We start from the raw sequence: 25,963 nt of genomic DNA, 5'->3' as shown, positions 1-25,963 counted from the left end.
GGACGGTATGAGCAAGATTCTCGCGCTGGTCGACGGCTCGCAATACACCCAGAGCGTCTGCGACAACGCTGCCTGGGCCGCCGACAGGCTCGGCGCCCCGGTCGAACTGATGCATATCATCGGCCGTCGGGATACTCCCTCGGCGCCCGCCGACCTGTCCGGCAATCTCGATCTCGGCGAGCGCGAGACGCTGCTCAAGGAACTCGCCGATTTCGACGAGCAGAAGGGCAAGCTGGCGCGCAAACGCGGCCGTCTGGTGCTGGCCGAGGCCGGCGCGCGCCTGAACGAAAAGGGCGTCTCGGCGGTCGAGGAGCGGCTGCGCTCCGGCGATGTCGTCGACACGCTGATCGAGTTCGAAAAGGACGCCGATCTCGTCATCATCGGCAAGCGCGGCGAGGCGGCGGATTTCGCCAAGCTGCATCTCGGCTCCAATCTGGAGCGGGTGCTGCGCGCCTCGACAAAGCCGGTTCTCGTCGCCGCGCGCGCCTTTCGGCCGATTCGCCGGTTTATCGTCGCCTTCGATGGCGGCCCGAGTGCGACGAAGGCGATCGACCATCTCGTCGCCAGCCCGCTTTTGAAGGGCGCGGCCTGCGAACTCGTCATGGTGTCGTCGAAACCGTCCGACGAGCGGCTGGACCGCGCGGCCGCGCGCCTTCGCGAGGCCGGCTACGACGTGACCGCGACGCTGGAAAAGGGCGAGCCCGACGAAGTGATCGCCGCCCATGTGAAGCGCGACGACGTCGATCTGATCGTCATGGGCGCCTATGGCCACTCGCGCATCCGCAACTTCCTGATCGGCTCGACGACCAGCGAGATCGTCCGTGCCTGCCTTCGGCCGGTGCTGATGTTCAGGTAGGCGATGGGAAGCCTGCTTGGCAGGTCCCGCCTTCTGCCGTTAGGATTGACCAAACGGGAGCTGCCGTGATGGCCGATGTGAAGGAGATATCGATTGTCGTGCCCGCCGAGGAGGCCGAGGCGCTGCGAACGGCCGTCGCCAGCGGCGATTACGCCTCCACCGACGAGATCATGCACGAAGCTCTGCGCGATTGGCAGGACAAGCGCCACGCGCAGACCGCCGATGCCACGCGGCTGCGGCGCAAATGGCAGGAAGGGCTTGCCAGCGGCCAGCCCGAGCTTCTCGATCTAGACGCGATCAAGGCGAAGGGGCAGGATATCCTCGTGCGCCGCCGGCCCGGTACGGATGGCTGAACGCCGGATCGTCCGCAGGCCGCACGCCGAAGCGGATTTGATCGAAATCTGGCTCCATATCGCCTTGGACAGCCCGCTTGCCGCCGACCGACAAATCGACCGCATCGGTGAGCGAATTATCCGCTTGGCCCTTTTTCCCGAAATGGGCGTTGCACGGCCGGATATCGCGGAGGGCGTTCGCGTCCTGTCGGTTCCGCCGTTCCTCGTGCTTTTCCAAGTCGACAGCGACAAGGTCGAGATTGTTCGGATTGTCCACGGAGCTCGCGATCTTCCTTCGATCGATCTGAGTTGACCGAATACTCACCCCAGCGCCGCCCGAACCAGCTCCGCCTCCATCGCCTCGGCGAAGACCTCGTCGCGCGCCTCGCCCATGACGCTTTCGCGGCCGATCTCCAGCATGATCGGCACGGCCAGCGGCGAGACCTGGTCGAGATTTTTGTGAACGATGTGGTGCTTGATCCGGGCGAGAAGGTCCGACACGCGCCGGACGTCGAGAAGCCCGGTCGCCGCATCGTCCCAGGTCGCCCGCATCAGGATGTGGTCCGGCTCGTGCGCCCGCAGCACGTCGTAGATGAGATCGGCCGAAACGGTCATCTGCCGCCCGGTCTTCTCTTGGCCCGGATGGCGCTTTTCGATCAGCCCGGAAATCACCGCGCATTGCCGGAAGGTGCGTTTGAGCAGCCAGGAATCGGCCATCCAGGCTTCCAGATCGTCGCCGAGCATGTCTTCGTCGAGGAGCGCGTCGAGCGAGAGCTTTCGGTCGGCGATCATCGCGCCGATATCGCCCTTGCCCCAGATCGAGACCGCGTAGTCGGTGGCGACGAAGCCCAGCGGCTTGGCGCGTGCCCGCTCCAGCCGGCGGGTGAGCAACATGCCAAGGGTCTGGTGGGCAAGACGTCCCTCGAAGGGATAGAGCACCATGAAAAAGCGCTGGCCGTTCGGGAAGGTCTCGATCAACAGGTCGTTCGCCCCGGGAATGACCGACTTGCGCTGCTGGATTGCCAGCCATTGCGCCACCTGCTCGGGAAGCGCGCCCCAGCGGGCCGGGTCGGCGAGCATGGCGCGCACCTGTTCGGCCAGATAGGTGGTCAGCGGGAATTTCGCTCCGGCATAGGCCGGGATCCGGGCGTCCTCGGCGACGGTCTTCGAGACATAGCATTCGTTCTCGCGAATGCCCTCGAAGCGCAGGACCATGCCGGAGAAGGAAAAGGTGTCGCCGATCGCCAGGCTCTCGACGAAGCCTTCCTCGATCTTGCCGAGCACAGGGCCGCCGCGGCCGATCGCGCTCCGCGTCTTGCGGCGGATCAGCCGGACGGCGAGCATCGGCGCCTCGATGATCGTGCCGGCGTTCATCCGGTATTGCTGGGCGACGCGCGGGTGTGTGATGCGCCAGGTGCCATCCTCGGTCAGCTTGATCTTGGCGTAGCGCTCGTAGACCTTGAGCGCGTAGCCGCCGGTGGCGACGAAATCGACGATCCGGTCGAACGTCTCGCGGTCGAGATCGCGATAGGGAGCGGCCGTCGTCACCTCGCCATAGAGGTCATCGGCGCGGAACGGCTCGGCGACGGCCATGCCAAGGACGTGCTGGGCGAGCACGTCGAGCGCGCCGTCCCTCAGCGGCGGCGTGTCCTGCGCGCCGAGATAGTTGGCGTCGAGCGCCGCCTGGCATTCCATCACCTCGAAGCGGTTGGCCGGCACCAGGATCGCCTTGGAGGGCTCGTCCATGCGGTGGTTCGAACGGCCGATCCGCTGGGCGAGGCGGGACGCGCCCTTCGGCGCGCCGACATGGACGACGAGGTCGACATCGCCCCAGTCGATACCGAGATCGAGCGTCGAGGTCGCGACGACGGCGCGCAGCCGGTTAGCGGCCATCGCCGCCTCGACCTTGCGGCGCTGGGCGACGTCGAGCGAGCCGTGATGCAACGCGATCGGCAGTGTCTCGTCGTTGATCCGCCAGAGTTCCTGGAACAGCCGCTCCGCCTGGCTGCGGGTGTTGACGAACAACAGCGTTGTCCGGTGCGCGCGGATCGCCTCGTAGACCTCTTTCATGGCGTAGGTCGCGCCGTGCCCCTGCCAGGGCACGCGCTCCTCGGATTGGAGGATCGTGATGTCGGGTTTGGCACCGCCCTCGACCGTGATCAGGTCCGCCATCGGGGCGGCGTCCGCGGGCTGCGCGACGAGCCAGCGGCGCAGTTTGTCGGGCTCGGCGACCGTCGCCGACAAGCCGATGGTCTGAAGGTCCGGCCGAAGCTGTCTTAATCGCGCCAGACCGAGCGACAGGAGATGGCCGCGCTTCGAGGTGACCAGCGAGTGCAATTCGTCGAAGATCACACAGCGAAGATCCGAGAAGAACCCACGCGCGTCCTTGGCGGCCAGCAGCAGCGCGACTTGCTCCGGCGTGGTCAGAAGAATGTCCGGCGGCTTCAGCTTCTGGCGCTGGCGGCGCACCTGCGAGGTGTCGCCGGTGCGTGTTTCCAGCGAAACGTCGAGGCCGATCTCGGCGACGGGCCTTTCCAGGTTGCGGCGGATGTCGGTTGCGAGCGCCTTCAGCGGCGAAATGTAGAGCGTGTGGACGCCGCGCGGCCGCGTGCCCGGCTTCGTGGGCGCGCGCCGGTGGAGGTCGACGAGCGAGGGCAGGAAGCCGGCGAGCGTCTTGCCGGCACCGGTCGGCGCGATCAGCAGCACCGAGGCGCCGGCCTCGGCACGCCCCAGAAGATCAAGCTGATGCGGTCGCGGCGACCAGCCGTTTCGCGCGAACCAGTCGAGGAACGGTTCGGGCAGCGAGGCCGCGCCGTCGGGCTGCGTGCCGCCCGGGAGTTTGCTCCTGGCTGTCATGATCCGGACCGATCCCTCAGAAACCCGCACCTCAGCTGCTCGCTGGTTCGGTGCCGGTTCGGCTGTTGACGTTCTCGGACGGGTGGCCATTTGCGCGGTGCGCCCGCCCGATCATCACCCTTTTCCGCCATAAACCAGGAAGCCTGCGATGCCCGTCTCCGATTCTGACACCTTGCTCGACTGCCTCGTCATCGGAGCAGGCCCGGCGGGCCTGACGGCGGCGCTCTATCTTGCCCGCTTCAAGCGCCGCAGCCTGATCGTGGACGCGGGTGATCCCAGAGCCGCCTGGATACCGACTAGCCATAATATTCCCTTCTTCGAACGAGGCATCACCGGCCGCGAGATTCTGGTGCGCGAGCGCGCGCACGCTTGCCATTACGGAGCGGAGATCGCCGAAGGCAAGGTCGTGCGCCTCGAGAAGCGTGACGACGGTATTTTTCACGCCCACGTGGAGGTCGTGCCGGGTGCCAAAGGTCGGTCCTTCGACGTGACGGCCCGGAACGTTCTGCTCGCGACCGGCGCCCGTGACATCGAGCCGGACCTGCCTGACGTGCCCGATGCGGTGCGACGCGGACTGGTGCGCTATTGCCCGATCTGCGACGGCTACGAAGCCCAGCACAAGGCGATCGCCGTCATAGGGCGCGGGGCGCGGGGGCTTGGCGAAGCCGCATTCGTGGCGCGGACCTATTCGCGTGATGTGACCTTCCTGACGCTCGGCGTCCCGATGGAGCTCGGTGGCGAGGAATGGGAATTGGCCAACCGACACGGGGTGAAGGTCGTGACTGAACCAATCGGCGAGCTTCGGGTCGAGGGTGACCGGATTGCCGCGATACGGTTGGAAAGCGGAGCCGAACACCGGTTCGATCTCATCTATTCGGCATTGGGGCTGACGCTGCGATCCGAACTGGCCGTGGCTCTCGGCGCGGAACATGACGCAGACGGGGCGTTGACCGTCGATAAACACAACCACACGAACGTCGAGGGGCTCTACGCCGCCGGCGCGGTTGTGCGCGGGCTCGACCAGATCGTCGTCGCCATGGGGCACGCCGCAATTGCTGCGACCGACATCCATAACCGTTGCGCGCTCCCCACCCAGGAGGAGCCGACGGAATATCGAACGAGGTCAGCTCCAGGATAGAGCCGTCGGTCCCGCTCTCGGGTGAAGGAGGCGACGATTAACGCTTCCTTACCAGCAGGGCCAGCGCGATACCGCCGAGAATGAGCGTCGCCGCCAGCACGAAGCGCAGGTTCAGCGCCTCGGCGAGAAACAATACGCCGCCCAGCGCAGCGATCACCGGCACGGTGAGCTGCACGATGGACGCACGCGTCGCCGTCAGGCCGGGCAGCGCCCGATACCAGAGGACGTAACCCAAGCCCGACGTAACCGCGCCGGAGGCGATGGCGATGACGATTCCGGCGGTCGTCATGCCGCTCTGGAACGCGGAGAGCGCGATCAGCGGGATCGCCAGCGGCACGGTGCGGATGAAGTTGCCGGCGGTCTCGCCCATCGGGTCGGTGGCCGCGCGTCCGCGTAGCGAATAGACGCCCCAGGCGACGCCCGAGGCGATCATCAGGACGGTTCCGAGGAGAGCCGGCGTCACCAGCGCGGGGGCGATCCAGTAGACGAAAGCGGCGAAGGCGATCGTCAGTCCGGCGATCTCTGAAAGGCCAGGCCGTTCGCCTCGAATCAGGCCCCATGCGATCATCGTCGCCTGCACGGAGGCGAACAGCACCAGCGCGCCGACCGCCGCGCCGAGCTGCAGATACGCATAGGAAAACGCCACGGCGTAGACGAACAGGGCCAGTGCCGAGGGCCAGCCGCCCGGCAGCCGGACCGTCGGAGCTGACTTGCGGTTGGCGTTGACGAGCAGCAGCGCCAGCACCGCCGCGCCGGACGCGAGCCGCACGCCGGTATATCCGGCGGCGTCGATGGCGCCGTCGCCGAGCGCCAGCCGGGCAAGGATCGAATTGCCGGCGAAGGCGATCATCGCAAGCGTCGTGAGCCAGAACGTCGATGACATGGGCCGCCTGCCGAATCGGGTGGATCGGCGCGCACTATCGCCGGAAAACGTGGGCCTGCGCCAATCACCGTCCAGCGAGCGCCGCCGCCGGGCGCTTTCTGACGGCGCTCACGGCGCTATCTGTCGTCGACAATGAAGCCCGACGACCTCCTCCACCCGACGCCCGAAGGGCTCTATTGCCCGCCCGGCAATTTTTATATCGATCCGGTGCGCCCGGTCGCTCGCGCCTTGGTCACCCACGGCCATGCCGATCACGCGCGGCCGGGAAACGACAGCGTTCTGGCGACCCGGCAGACCCTCGACATCATGGCGCTGCGCTATGGCGAGGCGTTTTGCGCCGAACGTCAGACCGCTGCGCTTGGCGAGACGATCCGGATCGGCGACGTGTCTGTCAGCTTTCATCCCGCCGGCCATGTGCTGGGTTCGGCGCAGATCGCCGTCGAGCACAAGGGCCTCAGGATCGTCGCCTCCGGCGATTACAAGCGTCGGCCGGACCCCACCTGCGCCGGCTTCGAGCCGGTCGCCTGCGACGTGTTCATCACCGAGGCGACCTTCGCGCTGCCGGTCTTCCGCCATCCCGATACCCGCGACGAGGTCGCCAAGCTCTTGAAATCAGTCGAGCAGTTTCCCGAGCGCGCCCATCTCGTCGGCGCCTATGCTCTCGGCAAGGCGCAGCGCGTCATCAAGCATTTGCGCGAGGCCGGCTACGATGCGCCGATCTACATCCATGGCGCGCTGACAAAGCTCTGCGACTATTACCGGAGCGAGGGTATCGACCTTGGCGAATTGCGGCCGGCGACGGTGGAAGGGGGCGGCAAGGGCGATTTCGCCGGCGCCATCATCGTTGGGCCACCCTCGGCCTTTGCCGACAAATGGGCGCGGCGGTTTCCCGATCCGGTGTCGTGCTTCGCCAGCGGCTGGATGCGGGTGCGCCAGCGCGCTCGCCAGCGCGGCGTCGAACTGCCGCTGATCATCTCCGACCACTGCGATTGGGACGAACTGACCGAAACGATCGAGGAAATCGCCCCGGACGAGGTCTGGGTGACCCACGGCCGCGAGGAGGCATTGGTTCGCTGGTGCGAATTGCGGCAGCTGCGCGCGCGACCGCTGCATCTGGTCGGCTACGAGGACGAGGCGGAGTAGCGACGCGTGATGACGCCGGACGCTCGAAGCCTGGTGCGCGTTTTATCTGCCGAGGTTCGTGGATGCAGGAACGCATCGGTGTATCCTCACGTTTGCGAATGAGACAGTCCCGGAAACGCAGGAAGGAGTTCCATGACCCAGGTTCACTACGAGGTTGTTCGGCACGACGGCGGCTGGGCCTACAAGGTTCAGGATGTTCTTTCAGAGACTTTCCCGACCCATGATCGGGCGCTCTTTGCCGCTCGGAGCGCCGCGGCGCGGCAGCGTGCGGCAGGCGAGACGATCGGAATCCGCTACGAGGACGCCGACGGAAACTGGCACGATGAAATCGCCAAAGGCGACGACCGTCCGGAAACCGACGTTGAGGATACTGCCGGGGCGCAGTGACGGATTAGCCCGCGGCCATCCCTACCCCGGCGGTCAGGTCCCGCCTCGTGCGCCGGCGCGGCCCAAGATTCGAGGCTTCTCGCGCCGGGGATGGCGCACTCGTTCTGAACCACGCCGCGGCTCTCGACAGTCGGATCGTATTGGAAGGTTGGCTATCCATTCGTTACGGAACGCAGCGCGAACTCCGGAGTTTGAGGTCTGCAAGCTGCGTTCTGATTCTCCTGACCGCCGCGCTGCCACGATCGACGAAATGGGGTGATGAAATGAGCAAGAATTCCGGCAAGAAGGCCAGAGGCGCTATCGAGCTCGGCGGCGTCGAATTTGAACGCGGCGCAGGGGGCGGATCCACCAGGTCGCCGGCGGCGATGTACCGGTATTGACAACCCAAGGCGGCGTTCCTGTCGCCGACGACCAGAACTCCTTGCGGGCCGGGCAGCGTGGGCCGACGCTGATGGAGGACCAGCATTTCCGCGAAAAGATCTTCCATTTCGACCATGAGCGAATTCCCGAGCGGGTGGTCCATGCGCGCGGATTCGGGGTTCATGGAACCTTCGAGACCTACGAGTCGCTTTCCGACATCACGCGTGCCGATATCTTTCAGCGGGCTGGCGAGAAAACCGATATGTTCGTCCGGTTCTCGACAGTGGCCGGTAACAAGGGGTCAGCCGATCTGGCGCGGGACGTGCGTGGTTTCGCTTGCCGATTTTATACCAAGGAGGGAAACTGGGACATCGTCGGGAACAACATCCCGGTGTTCTTCATCCAGGACGCGATCAAGTTCCCCGATCTCATCCATGCCGCCAAACAGGAGCCAGACCGTGGATTCCCGCAGGCGCAGACGGCGCATGACAATTTTTGGGACTTCATTTCGCTCACGCCTGAATCGATAAACATGGCCCTGTGGATTATGTCCGACCGGACGATTCCACGCTCCTTCCGCTTCATGGAAGGCTTCGGCGTCCACACCTTCCGGATGATCAACGCCGAGGGAAAATCCACCTTCGTCAAGTTTCACTGGAAGCCTAAGCAGGGTCTGCAGTCGGTCGTCTGGAATGAGGCACTCAAATTGAACGGTGCCGATCCCGATTTTCATCGTCGCGACCTCTGGGATGCGATCCAGATGGGTGATTTTCCTGAATGGGAACTCGGCTTGCAGCTCTTCGACGAGAGTTTCGCGGAGAAGTTCGATTTCGACGTTCTCGACCCCACGAAAATTATTCCCGAGGAGGAAGTGCCGATCCGCATCGTCGGCAAGATGACGCTCAATCGTTGTGTCGATAATTTCTTCCAGGAGACCGAGCAGGTCGCTTTCCAGACCGGTAATGTTGTGCCAGGCATCGACTTTACCAACGACCCGCTACTGCAGGGGCGCAACTTCTCCTATCTGGATACCCAGTTGAAGCGGCTCGGCGGCCCAAACTTCCCCATATTCCGGTGAATGCGCCGCGTTGCCCGTTCCATCACTTCCAGCAGGACGGCCACATGGCCATGCACAACCCGAAGGGTCGGGCCAACTACGAGCCGAACTCGTGGGGCGGGGAAATGGGCGGGCCGCGTGAATCGCCGGAAAAAGGCTTGTCCTCTCACCCCGAGGATGTCGTGGGCGAAAAGCGCCGGGTCCGCTCGGAGACATTCGCCGACCACTACAGTCAGGCACGCCAGTTCTACCTGTCCCAGACGGGGACCGAGCAGAACCACATCGCCGACGCTTTCATCTTCGAGCTGTCGAAAGTCGAGACCACGGCCATCCGGATGCGGATGGTCGCGCATCTGCTCAATGTGGACGAGGACCTGGCCAAGAGCGTTGGGGACGGTCTTCGTCTGAAGAAAATGCCGGAGGCCGCCGACGCCGCAAGGCCGACCAAGATGGACCTGAAAACGTCACCGAAGCTGTCCATTCTGCTCAATGGGCCGAAGAGCCTGAAGGGACGTAAGCTGGGCGTGCTTGTTACGGACGGCGTCGACGCCGACCTGTTCAAGGCGTTGAAGTCGGCGATCGAGGCCGAGGGCGCGATGTTCGAGGTCGTGGCTCCGATGGTGGGCGGCGTCAAGGCAAGCGATGGCAGCTGGATCGAGGCCAAGCAAAAAGTCGATGGAGGCCCCTCGCTACTTTACGACGCGGTAGCGGTGCTGGCCAGCAAGGAGGGCGCCGAGTTGCTGACCAGGATCGCCCCGGCCAGGGACTTTGTTACCGACGCTTTCGCTCATTGCAAATTCATGGCCTATTCGCCGGACGTCATGACGCTATTGGAGAAGACCGGCATCGCGTCGGATCTGGACAAGGGCTGTATGGAACTGGGTGCGCCAGAAGATGCGCAGGGCTTTGTCGAGAGCTGCCGCGCGCTGCGCCATTGGGAGCGCGAACCGAAAGTGAAGGCGGCCTGAGAGAACGCCAGCGCCGGATATCTGGGCGCTGGCGCCGCTCCGCCGGACCCCAACCCTCGTAGCGTCACCGCCTGCCCATCAACGGTTCATCGGAGTGTCTCCGGTGGCCGTTAAAAACGTTGCAGAATCAACGTCCTTGGTGTGCTCAAACGATCAAACCTGCGAAAATCGGGTGTCGCTTCATCGCGATACGACTTTAAGGCACTCCTGAGCCTTTGGCGCGTAGTTCTGAAACATATCCAAGAGGCTTTCGGGGCAGCCTGCCATTGCCGCTTTCGATAACTCTTCGCCACGGCGAATCTTCGGACACCCTGCCTTGTAGTTCGCCTCTCGCCCGTTCACACTCCTGCCTCTTGATTGGCGGACAGGAGAGACCTGGGGATGTGGTCATGTCGAACGGTTCTGACATCGACGCTGGTGGGCCTGCAGGTCGCCGCGTTGCTGGCCGTGCTGGCGTTGACCTACTTCGCGTCCCAAAGCGTGCTTCTGTCCTATGCCGAACAGCTGACGGAAAGGGTCGCGCACGACACCACCCGGTTTACCGAAAATTTCCTGAACCCCGCCGATGACGCGGCTACTCTCTCGCAAAGACTGGCCGAGCGGGCGGTCGTTCAGACCGACAACCGAGCGATTCTCACGCGATACCTTTATGAGGTTCTGCGCGCGCGGAAGGATTTCGCAGGCATCTTCTACGGCGCGACGGACGGATCCTTTGTCTATGTCAGCCGCGACGACACGGTCGAGGGTGCGACGTATCGAACCAAATGGATCGAGACCGACCCCGTCCGCTCCGTGCAACTGGACTATTTCGATGACGAGTTGCGCCGTGTCTCGCGGCGCCGGGATGACGCGGATACCTACGATCCCCGCACCCGCCCCTGGTATCTGAGAGCCATGGAGGGAAGGGAGGTCGTCTGGACCGATCCGTACATCTTCTTTTCCTCGCAACGCCCGGGAATCACCGTCGCCACGCCCGTCCTGGGCGAGGATGGCATGACCATGCGCGGCGCGGTCGGCATCGACATCGAGATCGGCGCGCTATCGCAATTCCTAGATGGTTTGCAGGTCGGCCAGAATGGTTCGGCGGCAATTGTCTCCCAGACCGGGGATGTGATTGCTCACCGTGATGCGTCATTCGTTCGCGCCGCAGATGGCAAGGGGCAGCAGCGCTTTGCCAAGGTGACCGAGATCGATGATCCGGCGCTCGCCCAAGCGGTTGCCAGCCTGCCAGGCGGTCTGGTGGATCTTGATCCTGGCGAGACGCGGCTCACACGTTTCACAGCGCAGGGCGAGAACTGGCGCGGTGCGGTGCGGCGTCTCTCTGGTTCGCGCACGCCATGGGTGGTCATAACCTATCTGCCGGAGCGCGATATCTTGAGTCCGCTCCAGCGGGTCCGCAATATCGGGCTGTTGGTAGTCGCGATCGTCGTCGCGATAACCGCGCTCTTTGGCGCTCTCCTCGCTCGTGCCCTGACCAAGCCGATCAAGGCTCTGGCCGCGCAGGCGAGCCATATTTCCAAGGGCGAGTTCGACGACACGCCGCTACCGTCCATGCGGATGAAGGAACTCGCCGATACGGGCCGGGCGATGCGACGGGCGACGAGCTGGCTGCGGGACTACAGGCGGGAGAACGAGCAGTTGACCGGGCAGTTACGGGAGGCGGGCCGCGTTCTCGAGCGGCGCGTCGATGAGCGAACCGAGCAACTGGCCCATTCCAATCGCGAACTGGAGGAAGCGAACCGCAACACCAGCATGCTGGCGCATGAACTGGATCACCGCGTCAAGAACCTGTTCGCGATGACCTCGTCACTGGTTGCGCTAGCCGCGAGCCACGCGACCACGCCGCAGGAGGTGGCCGACGAGGCGCGCGGCCGCATCAACGCGTTGGCCCGCGCCCACGCCGATACGCAAGGCGCCACGGAATCGCAGCTGGGGTCGATCGTCAAAAGCGTGCTCGAACCCTATGCAAACACCGATGACTTCCGGATCAATATCGCCGGCGACCCCCTGACGGTTTCCAGGTCCAACGTCACGCCGATCGGCCTGATCCTCTACGAATTAGCCACCAACGCCGCGAAATATGGCGCTCTGGGCTGTTCAGGCGGTGAAGTGGACGTGACCTGGAAACGCACGGCGAGCGGCGTCGTCACGCTGGTGTGGGCCGAACGCTCGAAGGTGCCGCCCGACGACAAGTCGGATTCGGAAGGGAAAACGAGCGGATTCGGCTCGGTCATGCTCAAGGCGATGGCACATCAACTCGACGCGACGGTTGAGCGTGACATAACGTCCGCGGGCCTGCGGATGACCTTGACCATGAAGGATCTGGAGGAACGCCGGGAGGCACCGCTCGACACACAGATCCTCGATCCGTTGCAATCCTCCACGCGGTCGGCGGATCGCAGCAAGCGTTCAGCGGAGAGCGCCTGAGGTCTCGTCCGCCCGCGAGCGGTCCCCCAGCACGTAGCCGACCAGATGGTTGGCGTAATAGGCATAGCCCTCGATCGAGGCGTGGAAACCGTCGCGGGAAAAACCCGCCGGCTCGACCCGGGGCAGCGACGTCGAGGCGATCGCGCCGCGCTCGACGCACAGCCGCGCGCCCATGCGGCGGATGATCCGGGCGCGCAGTTCCAAGACATGGGCAAGGCCGCGCGGCAGCGCCGGCACGCGCTTCAGGTCGACCGGCGGCGACCAGACGATGCGCGCCTCCGGCCACTTTGCCTTCAGCGCGTAGAGGAGGCCGCCGAAGCCCTTCTTGAACTTGCGGGCGCCGTGAAAATTCTTGGCGTCATTGGTGCCGATCATCAGGACGATGTGGGTGAACGCCTCGCGCGCGAGATTGGGCACGACATGGTCGCGCACCTCGGCCGAGACGGCGGAGTTGGAGCCCGCCGTCCGCCAGAACACCGACAGGCCGGTGAGGGCGTAGAGCCGTTCCGCCAGCTTCGGGGCGAGGCTGTCCTCGATATTGGCGACGCCGACGCCTGCGGCCGAACTGTCGCCGATGACCAGCAGCCGGATCGCCGTGTCGCGGATTGCCTCAGTGCCTAAGAAACCGGTGACAGCGCCGTCTGGCGGCGGCATGCGCTCGACGCGGCGGCGGACTCCGATGCCCTGCCAGACATAGACCGGAAACATCAACCAGGAGAGAGAGGCAGTTTGAAATGACACGGCAGACCGGGCTCCGCTGATCTTAGATGTGGCTCGTGGCAGAAGATATAGCCACGCGCCTCGTCTTTCGAGCCCTTGGAGCGTCGCGATTTTCGCGTCAGGCCTTGAGAATCTCGACGCCGGGCAGCGGTTTACCCTCCATCCATTCCAAAAACGCCCCGCCGGCCGTGGAGACGTAGGTGAAATCGTCGGCAACGCCCGCCTGGTTGAGCGCGGCGACCGTGTCGCCGCCGCCCGCGACGGAGGTGAGCTCGCCGGTCTTGGTCCGTTCCGCCGCGTGGCGGGCCGCAGCCATCGTCGCCGTGTCGAAGGGCGGGATTTCGAAGGCGCCGAGCGGGCCGTTCCAGACCAGCGTCTTCGCCTTGTCGAGCCAAGCGCTGACCACCTTCACCGTCTCGGGCCCGGCGTCGAGGATCATCGCGTCGTTCGGAACCGCATCGACCCAGACGACCTCACTGTCCGCGCCCGCCTTGAACTCGCGGGCGATGACGGCATCGACGGGCAGTACGATCTCGCAGCCGGCGTCTTTCGCCGTCGCCATGATCGCCCGAGCCGTGTCGGCCAGATCGTGCTCGCACAGGGACTTGCCGACGTCCTTGCCTTGCGCGGCGAGGAAAGTGTTGGCCATGCCGCCGCCGATAACCAGCGCGTCGACCCGTTTGACGAGGTTCGAGAGGAGGTCGATTTTGGTGGACACCTTGGCGCCGCCGACGACGGCGACGACCGGCCGGGCGGGATCGCCAAGGCCCTGTTCGAGTGCTTCCAGTTCGGCCTGCATGGTGCGACCGGCATAGGACGGCAGATGCCGGGCGAGGCCTTCGGTCGAGGCGTGCGCCCGATGGGCGGCGGAAAAGGCGTCGTTGACGAAGATATCGCCGAGCGAGGCGAGGCGGCTGACGAAATCCTCGTCATTGGCTTCCTCACCCGCATGAAAACGGGTGTTTTCCAGAAGCACGACGTCGCCGTCCTTGAGCCCGGTGACGATGCCGGCCGCGATGGGCCCGATGCAATCGTCGGAGAAACCGACCGGCATGCCGAGCATTTCGGACAGGACCGGCGTCAGAGGCTCCAGCGACATCTCGGGATTCGGCCTGCCCTTCGGCCGGCCGAAATGGGCCAGCAGGATGACCCGGCCGCCCTTGTCCGAAATTTCGCGGATGGACGGCAGGATACGGCTGATGCGGGTCCGGTCGGAGACCTTGCCGTCCTGCATCGGTACGTTGAGGTCAACCCTGAGGAGGACGCGCTTGCCCGCGACATCGGCGTCGTCGAGCGTCTTGAACTGCGTGGTCATGAGAGGTCCTCCATTCATGTCGGCCGCCGCTGCGGCTCGTCGGTGTTACGATGGGCTATAGTGCAACAATCCATGTTTGTAGATGCCGGGACATCGGGCGCGGGCTGCCCGGCTCAGGGCTTTGCAGCGCCACGGCCGCTGACGCGGCGCAGCAGGCGGATGATGTCTTTCAGGTTGAGGAACAGGGGGATGCCGCCGCCGCGCCGGCTCTCCGGCTCCAGCGACAGACCGGCATCGACGACGGCCCCGTCGACGCCGGTCTGGCGCACGATCAGTTCGATCGGCGGCACGGCCACCCGGTCGCCGTATTCGGCGCGCCCGCCAAGCCGGCGGATCATCATGTCGGAGATCGACAGGTCGGCTTCGTTGTCCTGGAGGTGGATTCCGTAGGCGTTGGCGAGATCCTTGGCGGCAGCCGCCGGATCGACCGAAAATTCGCCGAAGAATTCCGCGTCGTCGGGCCGAACGGTGGCGGGGCTGGCGAACAGCCGGTCGAGCAGCGGCGGATAGCGCGGCGAGATGAACAGATAGACGGTGTCGCCGGATCGAAGTCGCCCGGCATACTGGTATCGCATCGATCGTCCGTCGCGGATCACCAGTGACGGTCGCGCCCAGCGTGGCACCCGTTCGCCGCGTTCCACCGGGCTGTCGGGCACGACGCGGTAGGAGAGAAGTTCGTGATCGGGCGTACCGGGAAGCTCCAGTTCGAACTTTTCGATGGGGCCGATCCGCGGCGGTACGATGAGTCCGAGCCGCCGGGCAACCACGGCGAGCGTCCAACCCTGCACAAGCAGCGAAGCGAGAACGATGATGAAAGCGGTGTTGAAGAACAGCCGGGCGTCGTCGAGACCGCCGATCAGCGGAACGATGGCGAGCAGGATCGACACCGCACCGCGCAGTCCAACCCACGAGACGAAGGCGCTTTCGCGACGCTGGAAGTCGAAGGGCAGCAGGCAGAGCCACACCGCCACGGGTCGGGCAACGAAGATCAGGAATGCGGCGAGGCCGATGGCCGGCAGGAGGATCTCGCCGAACTGCGAGGGCGTCGCCAACAGGCCGAGGATCAGGAACATCACGATCTGTGCAAGCCACGTCAGCCCATCCTGGAAACGCTTGAGGCTGACGGTATTGCGCAGGCCGCTGTTGGCGGCATACAGGCCGGAAATGTAGACAGCGAGGAAGCCCGACCCACCCAGCGCTCCGGTCACGCCGAAGATGAGCAGGGCCAGCGTCAGCGTGAACACCGGCAGCAGCCCGCGGTCGATCGCTAGTTTGCCGACGAGGGTCCGGATCAGCCAGCCGCCGCCGAAACCGAAGACGATGCCGAGGCCCATCTGCTGGGCGAAGCCGAGCAGGACGTCGACTCCGAGCTGCTCGAGCCCGGTGCCGGAGGCCAGGAGTTCGACGAGCGCGATGGTAAGGAAGATCGCCATCGGATCGTTGGTGCCGGATTCGATCTCCAGCAGTGAGCGCACGCGTTCGCGGATGATGACGCCGCCGACCCGGAGCAGGAAGAATACCGCCGCCGCATCGGTGGAGCCGACGATCGCGCCGAGGAGCATGCCCTCGATCAGGGGCAGATCGAGGAGATAGGAGGCGGCGACGCCGAAAAGGCCGGCGGTCAACAGCACGCCGAAGGTCGCCAGGGTGATCGCCGGCACGGCCGCCTGCCGGAAAGCCTGCAGCGACGTGCCGAAGCCCGAATCGAACAGGATGATGGCAAGCGCCAACGTCCCGACGACATAGGCGAGGTTCGCATTGTCGAAGTCGATGCCGATGCCGTCGACGCCGGTCAACAACCCGATCGACAGGAATAGCAGCAGGAGCGGCGCGCCGAAGCGGAAGGCAAGCAGGCTCGAAAATGCCGCGATGAGGATCAGGACGGTGCCGACGATGATGGCGAGGTAAAGCGTTTCGAGCATCGGCTGGAAATCAGAGCCTTGGAACAGCGAGACGAACCCCGCGCGCGACCGCCGCTACGTGAAATCGCGAGCTTTCCGGTATCTGGACCGTCGCCATATGGGTTCTATGACCGGATCGGGGGAAGCGTCGCGTTCAGAGTTTAAACTTACATGCCACAGGCGTGTGGCGGGAGGCCCCCCGCCCCACGCCTGTCCACCCGGCCGTTAGCGCGCCTTGGCGAGGGCGACGGCGGTGTCTGACATGCGGTTGGAGAAGCCCCACTCGTTGTCGTACCAGGACAGGATGCGCACGAAGGTGCCGTCCAGAACCTTGGTCTGATCCATGTGGAAGACCGAGGAGTGGCTGTCGTGGTTGAAGTCGATGGAGACCAGCGGCTCCTCGGTGTAGCCGAGAATGCCCTTCAGCTTGCCGTCGGCGGCCGCCTTGATCGCCGCGTTGATTTCCTCGATCGAGGTCTCGCGCTTGGCGATGAAGTTGAGGTCGACGACGGAGACATTCGGGGTCGGCACGCGGATGGCGACGCCGTCCAGCTTGCCGTTCAGCTCCGGCAGCACCAGGCCGACGGCCTTGGCGGCGCCCGTCGAGGTCGGGATCATCGACATGGCGGCGGCGCGGCCGCGATAGAGATCGCTGTGCATCGTGTCGAGCGTCGGCTGGTCGCCGGTATAGGAGTGGATCGTCGTCATGAAGCCCTTTTCGATGCCGACGAGCTCATTCAGGACGTAGGCGACGGGCGACAGGCAGTTGGTGGTGCACGATGCGTTGGAGACGACCAGATCGTCCTTGGTCAGCGTGTCGTGGTTGACGCCGTACACGATGGTCTTATCGGCGCCGGCCGCCGGGGCGGAGACGAGCACCCGCTTGGCGCCGGCTTCCAGATGCAGGGACGCCTTGTCCTTGGCGGTGAAGATGCCGGTGCATTCCATGGCGACGTCGACGCCGAGGTCGCCCCAGGGCAGATCCTTGGGATCGCGGATCGCGGTGACCTTGATCGGCTTGCCGCCATCGATGCTGATGGTGTCGCCGTCAACGGTGACCTTGGCCGGGAAACGGCCATGCACGGAATCGTAGCGCAGCAGATGGGCGTTGGTCTCGACGGGGCCCAGGTCGTTGATGCCGACCACTTCGATGTCGGTCCGTCCGGATTCGACGATCGCCCGCAACACATTGCGGCCGATGCGGCCGAAGCCATTGATTGCAACGCGAACTGTCATTGATCCGTCTCCTTCGATGGCGCGCCCTGCCGGCAAACGTCGCGGGGGTGTCGCGGTCACCTTGGGCTGTACAGAAGCAGGCGGTCGGGATCAATATTCGGCCCGGTCAGCTTTTTTTATGCGGACGCTGATTTTCGATGCCGTAAGGGCGGTGCTCGCTAGCGCTCGCCATCATCGTCCTCCTCCGGACGCTCCGACCCGCGACGCGCCTCGACGGCGGCGACCACGGCATCCGCGGTGATGCCGAAGTGCTCATAGAGATCGGCGGCGCGGCCGCTGGCGCCGAAGCCGGTCATGCCGATAAAGATTCCGTCGCGCCCGATGAAGCGGTCCCAAGCCTGGCGGATTCCGGCCTCGATCGCGACATTGACGGTGCCGTGGTCGAGGATCGCTGCTTGGTATTCCGGGCTTTGCTGCTCGAACAGCTCGAAGCACGGCACCGAAACGACGCGGGTGTGTACGCCGTCCCGCTCGAGACGCGTGCGCGCTTCCATGGCGATCTGGACCTCCGATCCGGTGGCGTAGATCGTCACCTCCGCCTCGCCCGAGGCCGGGCTGATCTCGTAGGCGCCCCGCGCACTGCGGTTCTCGTCGTGCTTGTCGAGCCGCAAGGCCGGCAGATCCTGGCGGCTGAGGGCCAGCACCGAGGGCGCGTGGCGCGATTCCAGCGCGAGCTGCCAGCATTCCACCGTCTCGACGGCATCGGCTGGACGAAACACCTGCATCACCGGCATCGCCCGGAGCGAGGCGAGATGCTCGACCGGCTGGTGCGTCGGCCCGTCCTCGCCGAGGCCGATCGAATCATGCGTCATCACATAGATGACCCGTTGGCCCATCAGGGCCGACAGGCGCATCGCGCCGCGGCAATAGTCGGAGAATACCAGGAACGTGCCAGAATAGGGGATGACGCCGCCATGCAGCGCCAGGCCGTTCATCGCCGCGGCCATGGCGTGCTCGCGAATGCCGTAATGGACGAAGCGGCCGGAATAGTCGCCGGGAACGATGGCGGCGGTCTGGCTGGTGCGGGTGTTGTTGGAGCCGGTCAGATCGGCCGAGCCGCCGATCGTCTCCGTCACCACGCCGTTGATGATCTCGAGCACCATTTCCGAAGCCTTGCGGGTGGCGACGGTGGGGCGCTCCTCGTTCAGCGCGCGCTTGTAGCGCTGCATGGCCTGAACGAAACCGCTCGGTAGATCGCCGCGCATCCGCCGCTCGAAATCGCCACGGATCTCGGCATCGATCTCGGCGAAGCGTTTTTGCCATTCCTTGCGGCGCGTGCTGGAGCGCAGCCCGGCGATCCGCCATTGGTCGCGGATCTCGGCGGGAACTTCGAATGGCTCATGGTCCCAGCCGAGCGCCTCGCGGGTTGCGGCAAGCTCCTTCGGCCCGAGAGCCGATCCATGTACCTTGGCGGTGCCGGCCTTGGTCGGCGCGCCATAGCCGATCGTGGTCTTGCAGGCGACCAGGGTCGGCCGCTCGCTCGCCCTGGCCGCCTCGATCGCCTCGGCGATCGCCTCAGGATCATGCCCGTCGCAGCGAACCGTATTCCAGCCGCTCGCCGCGAAACGGGCCGCCTGATCCGTCGAATCGGCCAGCGCGACCTCGCCGTCGATGGTGATGCCGTTGTCGTCCCACAGGACGATGAGCTTGCTCAGCTTGAGATGGCCGGCGAGCGTGAGCGCTTCCTGGCTGATCCCCTCCATCAGGCAGCCGTCGCCCACCAGCACGTAGGTATAATGGTCGACGATCCCGTCGCCGTAGCGCGCGTTCATGACGCGCTCGGCGATCGCCATGCCGACGGCGTTGCCGAGACCCTGGCCGAGCGGTCCGGTGGTGGTCTCGATTCCGGCCGCATGGCCAAATTCGGGGTGTCCCGCGGTCTCGGCGCCGAGCTGGCGGAAATTCTTGATCTGGTCGATGTCGATGTCGTCGTATCCGAGCAGATACAGGAGGCTGTAGAGCAGCATCGAGCCGTGCCCGGCCGACAGCACGAAACGGTCGCGGTCGGCCCAGTCGGGATCGCGCGGATCGAAGGTCAGGAAGCGGGTGAACAGCACCGTGGCGACGTCGGCCGCGCCCATGGGAAGGCCCGGATGACCCGACCCGGCCGCCTCGACGGCGTCGGCCGACAGGAACCGGATGGCGTTGGCCATCTGGCGATGCTGGTCGGGTGTTGTCATCAAGGCGCTCCGATTGACGGCCTGACGGCCGTGACGCGCGGCAGTCATCACATGGCTATGCTACTGTCAACAAACGAAGACCGCATCCTGGCGCGACGGATCGGGGGATCGCGCCACCGCGGCGCTTTCCATGGCCAGCCCGAAACGCTAGACCATGAAGGGCCATACGCGCATTCGCGGAAGGCATATGTCAGAACCGGGCTTTGCCCGCAGGTTGGTGTCAGGGGGACGACGCGATGTCGTCGGAAGATCCGTTCGAGACGGCGCGTCTGCGCCTTCGGACCGCGATCGAGCGGCTGGAACACGCCGTCGAGGAGCGTGAGGAGCGGGAATCGTTCCTGCGGGGCGGCGAAGCCGAGATTCAACGTATGACGGCCGACCGCGGCCGGCTGGCGCGCGAACTCGACGCGGCGTTGGCGCGGGGCGAACGGCTCGATCGCGCCAACCGTGAGGTCTCGCAGCGACTCGTCGACGCGATGGAACGGGTTCGCGGCGTTCTCGAACGCCACAAGTAGGGACAGCGGAGAGAGGTCGAATGCCACAGATCGTCGTCACTATCGACGAAAAGACCTATCGCATGGCTTGCGGCGAGGGGGAGGAGGCTCACCTGACGACTCTCGCTGCGGAGGTCGATGGCCGGATCGCCGAGCTGAGGCAAAGTTTCGGACAGATCGACGATCTCCGTCTGATGGTCATGGCCGCCATCATGGGCTCGGACGAATTGTTCGAGGCCCGGCGGCGGATTCGCGAACTCGAGGGCGAAATCGCCGAACATTCCGCTCGGTCCCAAGAATTCGACGGTGCGCGGCATGAGGACCGCACCCGTTTCGTCGATAGCCTTAACGAGACGGCGGAAGCGCTGGAGCGGCTCGGCGCGCGGCTTGGCGACCGTTAGGCGAAGCGCTACGGGACGGCGACGCCGTGCCGCAGGCATCACTGCGAGGCTTGATCGTTGTTGCGGCGCGACGCGACCCTAGAGCGTCGGACAACAATATGGACGCGGTTCTGTTTCTCGGTTCGCCGCGGTGATCCACGCGGAGGGCGGCGACGAGCGTAGCGGCGCTACGGTCGAGCCGGCCGACAAAGTGGGCGCCCGGCGACCGGAAACCCACCCGCCTGTTTGCCTCCGGCAAACGGCAGGCTTGCAAACCTGCCGATCGACCTTTCCGCACCATTCGGCGCGGGGCGATCGGTGGGCCAGGAGCTTTCGGGCCAATTCCATCGGGGCCCGTCTTGGCCGTAGCGCCGCTACGACCCGCAACGATCCCCTCGACCTTGTCACGAAATCCCGCTGGCAGAACGCGTTCCTATTGTCGTCCGACGCTCTAGTTCCGCTTTCATGAGCAACGTCCAATCCCCTGCCGCCATCCCTGCCGTCCGCCAGAAAAGCCGCTTCCGGCCTGCCGTTGTGGCCTCACTGGTGGGGCCGGTCGCCGCGCTTGCCATTTCCGGTTGCGCGGCGGTGCTCAATGCCGCGACCAGCGGCAACGGCTACAGCGTCGTCGAAGACATTCGCTATATGCCCGGCGACAGCGGCACCTACGACCTCTACATTCCGGCGACGGTGACGCCGGACACGCCGCTCGTTGTCTTCGTTTATGGCGGCGGCTGGGATTCGGGATCGAAGGACCTCTATCTGTTTGTCGGCCAGTCGCTGGCAAGCGAGGGCGTCATCGTCGCCATCCCCGACTATCGCCACTATCCGGAGGTGCGATTTCCCGGCTTCATCGAGGACGCCGCCAAGGCAACGGCGCGAATTGCCAGGACCGTGCGCGGTGGCGCCTACGCCATGCCGGGCGGTTCGCACCCGCTTTTCCTGATGGGTCATTCGGCCGGCGCCGAGATCGCCGGCCTGCTGGCCACTGACGAGACCTGGCTGGCAAGGGAAAAGCTGGCCTCGCAAAACCTCGCAGGCTTTATCGGTCTTGCCGGTCCGTATGATTTCCTGCCGCTGACGGAAGAGCGCTACAAGCTGATCTTCCCAGAGGAGCAGCGCGCCGCGAGCCAGCCGGTCAACTTCGTCGACGGCGGGGAGCCGCCGATGCTGTTGATCGCCGGCGCCGACGATACGACGGTCGACCCGAAGAACACCCGCTCGCTGGCCGCGAAAATGCGCGCCTCAGGCGGTTCGGTGACCGAAACGATCTATCCAGGCGTCGATCATTTGGGGGCGATCACCGCCTTCGCGACCGCCATCCCGCTCAATGATACTGCGATCCGCGACGAGACGCTCAATTTCATACGGAAGAACGCGCGGTGAGCGCGCTGACGGACTTCGCCGCCCGGGGATTTCCAGGGACGCAACCGATCGCGGGGCATTTCGTCAAGGTGGAGCCGATCGTCGACCATCGCCATTTCGGCGCGCTGTTCGCGGCCTTGGCCGAAGATGGCCAGGGCAGTATCTTCGATCACATGGCATACGGGCCGTTCGCCGACGAGGCCGTATTCCGCAGTTGGGCGGAAGCCACCTATCTCGCCGACAACATCCGGTTTCACGCCATCTTGCCTTTGACAACCGGTCGGGCGGAGGGGGTTGCCGCGCTGATGCGCACGGATGCGGCGAACGGCGTCACTGAGATCGGCCATATCTGCCTTGCCCCGTCCTTGCAGCGGTCGCGGGCAGCGAGCGAAGCCTTCTACCTGATCATGCGCCGGGTGTTCGACGAAATGGGCTACCGGCGCCTCGAATGGAAATGCGACGATCGCAACCAGCCGTCCAAACGGGCGGCCGAGCGGCTAGGGTTTCGCTACGAGGGGCTGTTTCGCCAGCACATGATCGTCAAGGGCCGCAATCGCGATACCGCCTGGTATTCGATCCTCGACAGCGGCTGGCCGACGGTCAAAGCCGGCTTCGATGCCTGGCTGGCGCCGGAGAATTTCGACGCTGAGGGTCGCCAGCGGCGCGGGCTGGCGGAGATGCGCGAGAGCCTTGTCGCCGGGCAATAGGGGCGAGGCGGCAACTTATCCTCTGGCGGGGACGATGGTCACCATGGCGTCGGACGGATAGATCGACTCGAACAGCACCCCGTCGCCTGGCATGAAACGCATCAGGGTCCGGCCTTCGCTGTCGGCCATCTCGAGCGTTCCATCGCGCGACGAGCGCCATTGCGAGACGCTTTGCAGGGTGGGCGAGCCGGCGCAATCCGGGCCGATCGGAGCGTTGGCAAAGCCGGCCTCAAGGTTTGGGCTCGCCGCAATCTTGCAGGTTGCGCCGCTGCGCAGGTCGATCAAACGCACGGCGTTCAGGCGAGTCGTGTCCGCGGCAGCGGTCGAAACCATTGCCGTGGCCGCGAGGGTCGCTACGCCAGCGACCGGCTCCGTCGCCGTGACCGTTGCGCCCTGCAGGCCGGCGACGAAGACGGAAGCGGCAATTCCGGCCCCAAAGGCCGTCGCGGCAAAGTTCATATCGGTTCCCTCACGAAATTGTTCGGGACCATTATGCTTCCTAGAACCTTAAGCGAAGGTTGACGCGGATCGCGACCGTTATCGAAGCGTTCAGTCCTGGCGTGGGAGGATGCCCGCTTTCACTGATTCCGTTACCGGCGAAACCGGCGTCTGTCCCTGGAACCAATGGGTCAGGTTACGGACGACGAGATCGCCCATCGCACCCCGCGTGTGCCGCGACGCGGAACCGACATGCGGCAGCAGCACGGTGTTGGGCAATGCGATCAGCCGGGCGGGAACGTGCGGCTCTTTCTCGAAGACATCGAGGCCGGCGGCACGGATTGTTCCGTTTTCGAGAGCCTCGATCAGCGCCGGCTCATCGATGGTCGTGCCTCGGCCGATATTGACGACGACGCCGTCAGGCCCGAGCGCCTTCAGGACTTTGGCATTCACAGCGCGCTCGGTGGCCGCGCCGCCGGGGGCCGCGATAATCAGCGTATCGACCGAACTGGCGAGGCTTTCCAGGCTTGGATGGTAGCGATAGGTGACATCGGTCCGCTCCGAGCGGTTGTGATATTCGATCGGCACGCCGAAGGCTTCGAGGCGCCGGGCGATGGCCAGGCCGATGCGTCCGAGGCCCATGATGCCGGCGGTGCGCCCGCGCAGCGTCATCGGAGTCAGCGGGTAGTTGCCCTCGCTCTCCCACCGCCCCTCGCGCAGGTGCTTTTCCGCCGCGTAGAGTTCGCGCACCGTCATCAGGAGAATGGCGAGCGTCGTGTCGGCGACCTCATCGGTCAGGACGTCGGGGGTATTGGTGACCATGACACCCTTGGAAGTCGCGTGCTTCACATCGACGCCATCGTAGCCGACGCCGAAATTGGCGATGATCTCAAGGTTGGGCAGCGCATCCATCATGGCGGCCGGCACCGCGCCCATCAGCGCGATCCCGCGTACGGCGTTGCGGCGGTCCTGGCTCAGCTTCGACACATCGCGATCAGGAACATGCTCGACATCGAAGGTGGTCTTCAGCGTATCGAGCGTATCGGGGTTCAGTTTGCCGGGGACGAGGATGGTCACGGAGGACAGGTCGGACATGGGGGCTCCCTTGGAAAAAGTGTGGATCGAAGAATTGTGGTGGGTCAGTCCGGCCAGGCGAGTTCGCTGGACTGTCGGATTTTGAGTTCCGGGGTGATGAGGATGGTCTCTTCGTTCGCCGGTTGGCCCTGGAGGCGGTCGAGCAAGGCGCCCGCCGCCCGCCGCCCGACCTCGCTCTGGCCGTTCGCGACGGTGGTCAGCGAGGGCGTCGCGATCACCGCCTCATCGATGTCGTCATAACCGATCACCGCGACGTCGACACCCGGCCGCAGTCCCGCGCGCGACAAGCCGTACATGACGCCGAGCGCGACGAGATCGGAAAAGCAGACGATCGCGGTCGGGCGGTTCTCGATGGCGAGAAAAGCGGACACGGCGTCGAAGCCGGAATGGCGGTCACGCGGGCCTTTGATGCGCCATTCGTCGCGGAATTCGATGCCGCCGCGCGTCAGCGCCGCCAGATAGCCGGCCTCCCGATCGCGCCCGGTCGAGGTCATCGCCGTGCCGCCGATCATCGCGATCGAGCGGTGGCCGCGCCCGATCAAATGGTCGACCGCGAGCCCCATGCCGTAGGAATCGTCGCCGCGAAAGCCACAGACGCCGGAGCCCTCGATCGTGCGAGCGATCAGCGTCACCGGCAATTCGTTTTCCTCGGCCAGGTGGATGTCGCTGGCCGGTGTCCCGATGGCCGGTGACAGGATCAGCCCGTCGGCACCAAGTTGCAGCATCGTATCGACGAACGAGCGCTGCTTGGCCAGTTCGTCGTGATGGTTGCACAGGATGAAGGTCTGGCGGCGCCGGTCGAGCTCATCCTCGACGGATTTCAGGATCTCGCCGAAGAACGGATTCATGATGTCATGAACGCAGACACCGAGAATGCCAGATCTCGACGTCCGCAGCGAGGCAGCGCGCCGGTTGTAGATGTAGCCGAGATCGCGCGCCGCATGCTTGATGCGTTCGCGCGTGACCTCCGCGACCAGAGGGCTGTCGCGCAAGGCCAGCGATACGGTCGCGGTCGAAAGACCCAGCGAATCCGCAATCGTCGAGAGTTTGACCTTTTGCGCCACCTAAGACCGTTCCTCCCGTTTCCACTGATGCCGCGTCGATCTATGGCAAACACTGGCGGTCGCGCAAAGCCCTGCCGGTGCTTTCGCCGCAAGGAACGGTGCGGGTGCCGGCTCAATCACCCGACGCGATGTCCCTTGTCGGCGTCGCGCCGGTGTCGGCGAGGTTTTGTGCCATACGCTGCAACAGCTTGCGCAGCGTCTTGCGCTCCCGGCCGGAAAAGCCGGCCAGCGCGGCGCGATCGACGGCCTTTCGCGCCGCGCCCACCGCATCGACGATGGCTGCGCCCTTGTCGGTCAGATGCGCGTGGCTCTGGCGCCCGTCGCGCTCGGAACCCCGTTTCTCGACGAGACCTTGAGCGATCAGGCGGGTCACGGTCTTGGTAATCGTCGGCGGCCGCACCGACAGGCGCTCGGCCAATTCGCGCAAGGACATGCCGTCCTCTTCGCTGATTGCAAGCAGAACCGTGTCCTGTCCGGGATAGAGATCGAGCGTCGCTAGACGTCCCGCCAGAGCGGTCCGCGCGATGCGCGCGGCGACGCCGAGATGCGTCGTCGCCGACCGCTTCCTCTGCTTCTTCCCCGCCATCTTGTCCCAATCCCTCTTCGCGGGGCAAAATGACGAAGTGCCGCTATGTTGTCCACCTTGTTTGCCCGTTACCCT

Annotated in this window: 22 protein-coding genes and 1 pseudogene; 12 read left to right on the top strand and 11 right to left on the bottom strand. The window is 65.0% G+C overall.

All coding sequences use genetic code 11. The annotated features are described in order from the left end of the window. Positions 1–7 precede the first annotated feature (7 nt). The 3 genes from VSX60_RS02710 (at position 8) to VSX60_RS02700 (ending at position 1,501) form a co-directional block, all read left to right on the top strand. Positions 8–856, top strand: coding sequence for a universal stress protein (locus VSX60_RS02710; protein WP_327622609.1), 849 nt, complete (start codon positions 8–10; stop codon positions 854–856). 68 nt (positions 857–924) lie between these two features. After that, positions 925–1,209 (top strand): ribbon-helix-helix domain-containing protein, encoded by a 285-nt coding sequence (locus tag VSX60_RS02705; RefSeq protein ID WP_327622608.1) that lies wholly within the window; start codon positions 925–927, stop codon positions 1,207–1,209. Next, positions 1,202–1,501 (top strand): type II toxin-antitoxin system RelE/ParE family toxin, encoded by a 300-nt coding sequence (locus VSX60_RS02700; RefSeq protein WP_327622607.1) that lies wholly within the window; start codon positions 1,202–1,204, stop codon positions 1,499–1,501. Before VSX60_RS02705 ends, VSX60_RS02700 begins: the two co-directional genes overlap by 8 nt. An 8-nt stretch (positions 1,502–1,509) precedes the next feature. Here the strand turns inward: VSX60_RS02700 and VSX60_RS02695 are convergent, their stop codons facing one another. Next, positions 1,510–4,044: a ligase-associated DNA damage response DEXH box helicase gene (locus VSX60_RS02695; RefSeq protein ID WP_327622606.1), complete on the bottom strand. Its 2,535-nt coding sequence runs from the start codon at positions 4,042–4,044 to the stop codon at positions 1,510–1,512. A gap of 148 nt (positions 4,045–4,192) precedes the next feature. Here VSX60_RS02695 and VSX60_RS02690 point away from each other — a divergent pair, with 148 nt between their 5' ends. Beyond that, entirely contained in the window at positions 4,193–5,182 is a 990-nt protein-coding gene (locus tag VSX60_RS02690) for an NAD(P)/FAD-dependent oxidoreductase (protein ID WP_327622605.1), read from the top strand. A 37-nt stretch (positions 5,183–5,219) separates the two neighbouring features. Here VSX60_RS02690 and VSX60_RS02685 read toward each other — a convergent pair whose 3' ends face one another. Further along, on the bottom strand, positions 5,220–6,065 hold the full coding sequence (locus VSX60_RS02685) for a DMT family transporter (protein ID WP_327622604.1): 846 nt from the start codon (positions 6,063–6,065) through the stop codon (positions 5,220–5,222). Between the two features lie 132 nt (positions 6,066–6,197). Between VSX60_RS02685 and VSX60_RS02680 the strand changes: the two genes are divergently transcribed. The 4 genes and pseudogenes from VSX60_RS02680 to VSX60_RS02665 all read left to right on the top strand — a co-directional run bounded on the left by VSX60_RS02680 (position 6,198) and on the right by VSX60_RS02665 (position 12,407). Beyond that, the gene (locus VSX60_RS02680) at positions 6,198–7,208 is read left to right on the top strand and encodes a ligase-associated DNA damage response exonuclease (protein ID WP_327622603.1); all 1,011 of its coding nucleotides are present in this window, start codon (positions 6,198–6,200) and stop codon (positions 7,206–7,208) included. A 132-nt stretch (positions 7,209–7,340) separates the two neighbouring features. Then, positions 7,341–7,595: a DUF2188 domain-containing protein gene (locus VSX60_RS02675; RefSeq protein WP_327622602.1), complete on the top strand. Its 255-nt coding sequence runs from the start codon at positions 7,341–7,343 to the stop codon at positions 7,593–7,595. A 337-nt stretch (positions 7,596–7,932) separates the two neighbouring features. Further along, positions 7,933–9,980: pseudogene (locus VSX60_RS02670) on the top strand (catalase); the annotation flags it as partial. Positions 9,981–10,361: 381 nt separating this feature from the next. Next, positions 10,362–12,407 carry a sensor histidine kinase gene (locus VSX60_RS02665; RefSeq protein ID WP_327622601.1) on the top strand — a complete coding sequence of 682 codons (2,046 nt, stop codon included), beginning with the start codon at positions 10,362–10,364 and terminating at the stop codon, positions 12,405–12,407. Here the strand turns inward: VSX60_RS02665 and VSX60_RS02660 are convergent. The 5 genes from VSX60_RS02660 to tkt form a co-directional block, all read right to left on the bottom strand. Continuing rightward, entirely contained in the window at positions 12,390–13,115 is a 726-nt protein-coding gene (locus tag VSX60_RS02660; RefSeq protein WP_442873042.1) for an SGNH/GDSL hydrolase family protein, read from the bottom strand. The two genes, VSX60_RS02665 and VSX60_RS02660, sit on opposite strands and share 18 nt — an antisense overlap. A 130-nt stretch (positions 13,116–13,245) precedes the next feature. Continuing rightward, on the bottom strand, positions 13,246–14,442 hold the full coding sequence (locus VSX60_RS02655; protein ID WP_327622599.1) for a phosphoglycerate kinase: 1,197 nt from the start codon (positions 14,440–14,442) through the stop codon (positions 13,246–13,248). 113 nt (positions 14,443–14,555) lie between these two features. Further along, positions 14,556–16,364: a potassium/proton antiporter gene (locus tag VSX60_RS02650; RefSeq protein ID WP_327622598.1), complete on the bottom strand. Its 1,809-nt coding sequence runs from the start codon at positions 16,362–16,364 to the stop codon at positions 14,556–14,558. 204 nt (positions 16,365–16,568) lie between these two features. Beyond that, positions 16,569–17,579: a type I glyceraldehyde-3-phosphate dehydrogenase gene (gene gap, locus VSX60_RS02645; RefSeq protein ID WP_327622597.1), complete on the bottom strand. Its 1,011-nt coding sequence runs from the start codon at positions 17,577–17,579 to the stop codon at positions 16,569–16,571. 158 nt (positions 17,580–17,737) lie between these two features. After that, on the bottom strand, positions 17,738–19,759 hold the full coding sequence (gene tkt / locus VSX60_RS02640) for a transketolase (RefSeq protein ID WP_327622596.1): 2,022 nt from the start codon (positions 19,757–19,759) through the stop codon (positions 17,738–17,740). A gap of 236 nt (positions 19,760–19,995) precedes the next feature. On the opposite strand from tkt, the gene VSX60_RS02635 reads away from it, so the two are divergent. From VSX60_RS02635 to VSX60_RS02620, 4 genes are all read left to right on the top strand, one after another. Then, positions 19,996–20,274, top strand: a complete 279-nt coding sequence (locus VSX60_RS02635) for a DUF4164 domain-containing protein (protein WP_327622595.1) — start codon at positions 19,996–19,998, stop codon at positions 20,272–20,274. A gap of 20 nt (positions 20,275–20,294) precedes the next feature. Then, on the top strand, positions 20,295–20,654 hold the full coding sequence (locus VSX60_RS02630) for a cell division protein ZapA (RefSeq protein ID WP_327622594.1): 360 nt from the start codon (positions 20,295–20,297) through the stop codon (positions 20,652–20,654). Positions 20,655–21,098: 444 nt separating this feature from the next. After that, positions 21,099–22,019: an alpha/beta hydrolase gene (locus VSX60_RS02625; protein ID WP_327622593.1), complete on the top strand. Its 921-nt coding sequence runs from the start codon at positions 21,099–21,101 to the stop codon at positions 22,017–22,019. Further along, a complete protein-coding gene (locus VSX60_RS02620) occupies positions 22,016–22,705 on the top strand; it encodes a GNAT family N-acetyltransferase (protein WP_327622592.1) in 690 nt (229 codons plus the stop codon). The genes VSX60_RS02625 and VSX60_RS02620 overlap by 4 nt, the downstream gene beginning before the upstream one ends. A 15-nt stretch (positions 22,706–22,720) precedes the next feature. Here VSX60_RS02620 and VSX60_RS02615 read toward each other — a convergent pair whose 3' ends face one another. From VSX60_RS02615 to VSX60_RS02600, 4 genes are all read right to left on the bottom strand, one after another. After that, positions 22,721–23,164 carry a hypothetical protein gene (locus tag VSX60_RS02615; RefSeq protein WP_327622591.1) on the bottom strand — a complete coding sequence of 148 codons (444 nt, stop codon included), beginning with the start codon at positions 23,162–23,164 and terminating at the stop codon, positions 22,721–22,723. A gap of 90 nt (positions 23,165–23,254) precedes the next feature. Further along, positions 23,255–24,238 (bottom strand): 2-hydroxyacid dehydrogenase, encoded by a 984-nt coding sequence (locus VSX60_RS02610; protein ID WP_327622590.1) that lies wholly within the window; start codon positions 24,236–24,238, stop codon positions 23,255–23,257. Between the two features lie 44 nt (positions 24,239–24,282). Further along, a complete protein-coding gene (locus VSX60_RS02605; protein WP_327622589.1) occupies positions 24,283–25,302 on the bottom strand; it encodes a LacI family DNA-binding transcriptional regulator in 1,020 nt (339 codons plus the stop codon). Positions 25,303–25,414: 112 nt separating this feature from the next. Then, positions 25,415–25,888 (bottom strand): MarR family winged helix-turn-helix transcriptional regulator, encoded by a 474-nt coding sequence (locus tag VSX60_RS02600; RefSeq protein WP_327622588.1) that lies wholly within the window; start codon positions 25,886–25,888, stop codon positions 25,415–25,417. Positions 25,889–25,963 lie beyond the last annotated feature (75 nt).

Origin of the sequence: Aurantimonas sp. A3-2-R12 (assembly GCF_036016755.1) — a bacterium.
Classification (GTDB): domain Bacteria; phylum Pseudomonadota; class Alphaproteobacteria; order Rhizobiales; family Rhizobiaceae; genus Aurantimonas; species Aurantimonas coralicida_A.
This window is presented reverse-complemented; position numbering and strand designations above follow the sequence as displayed.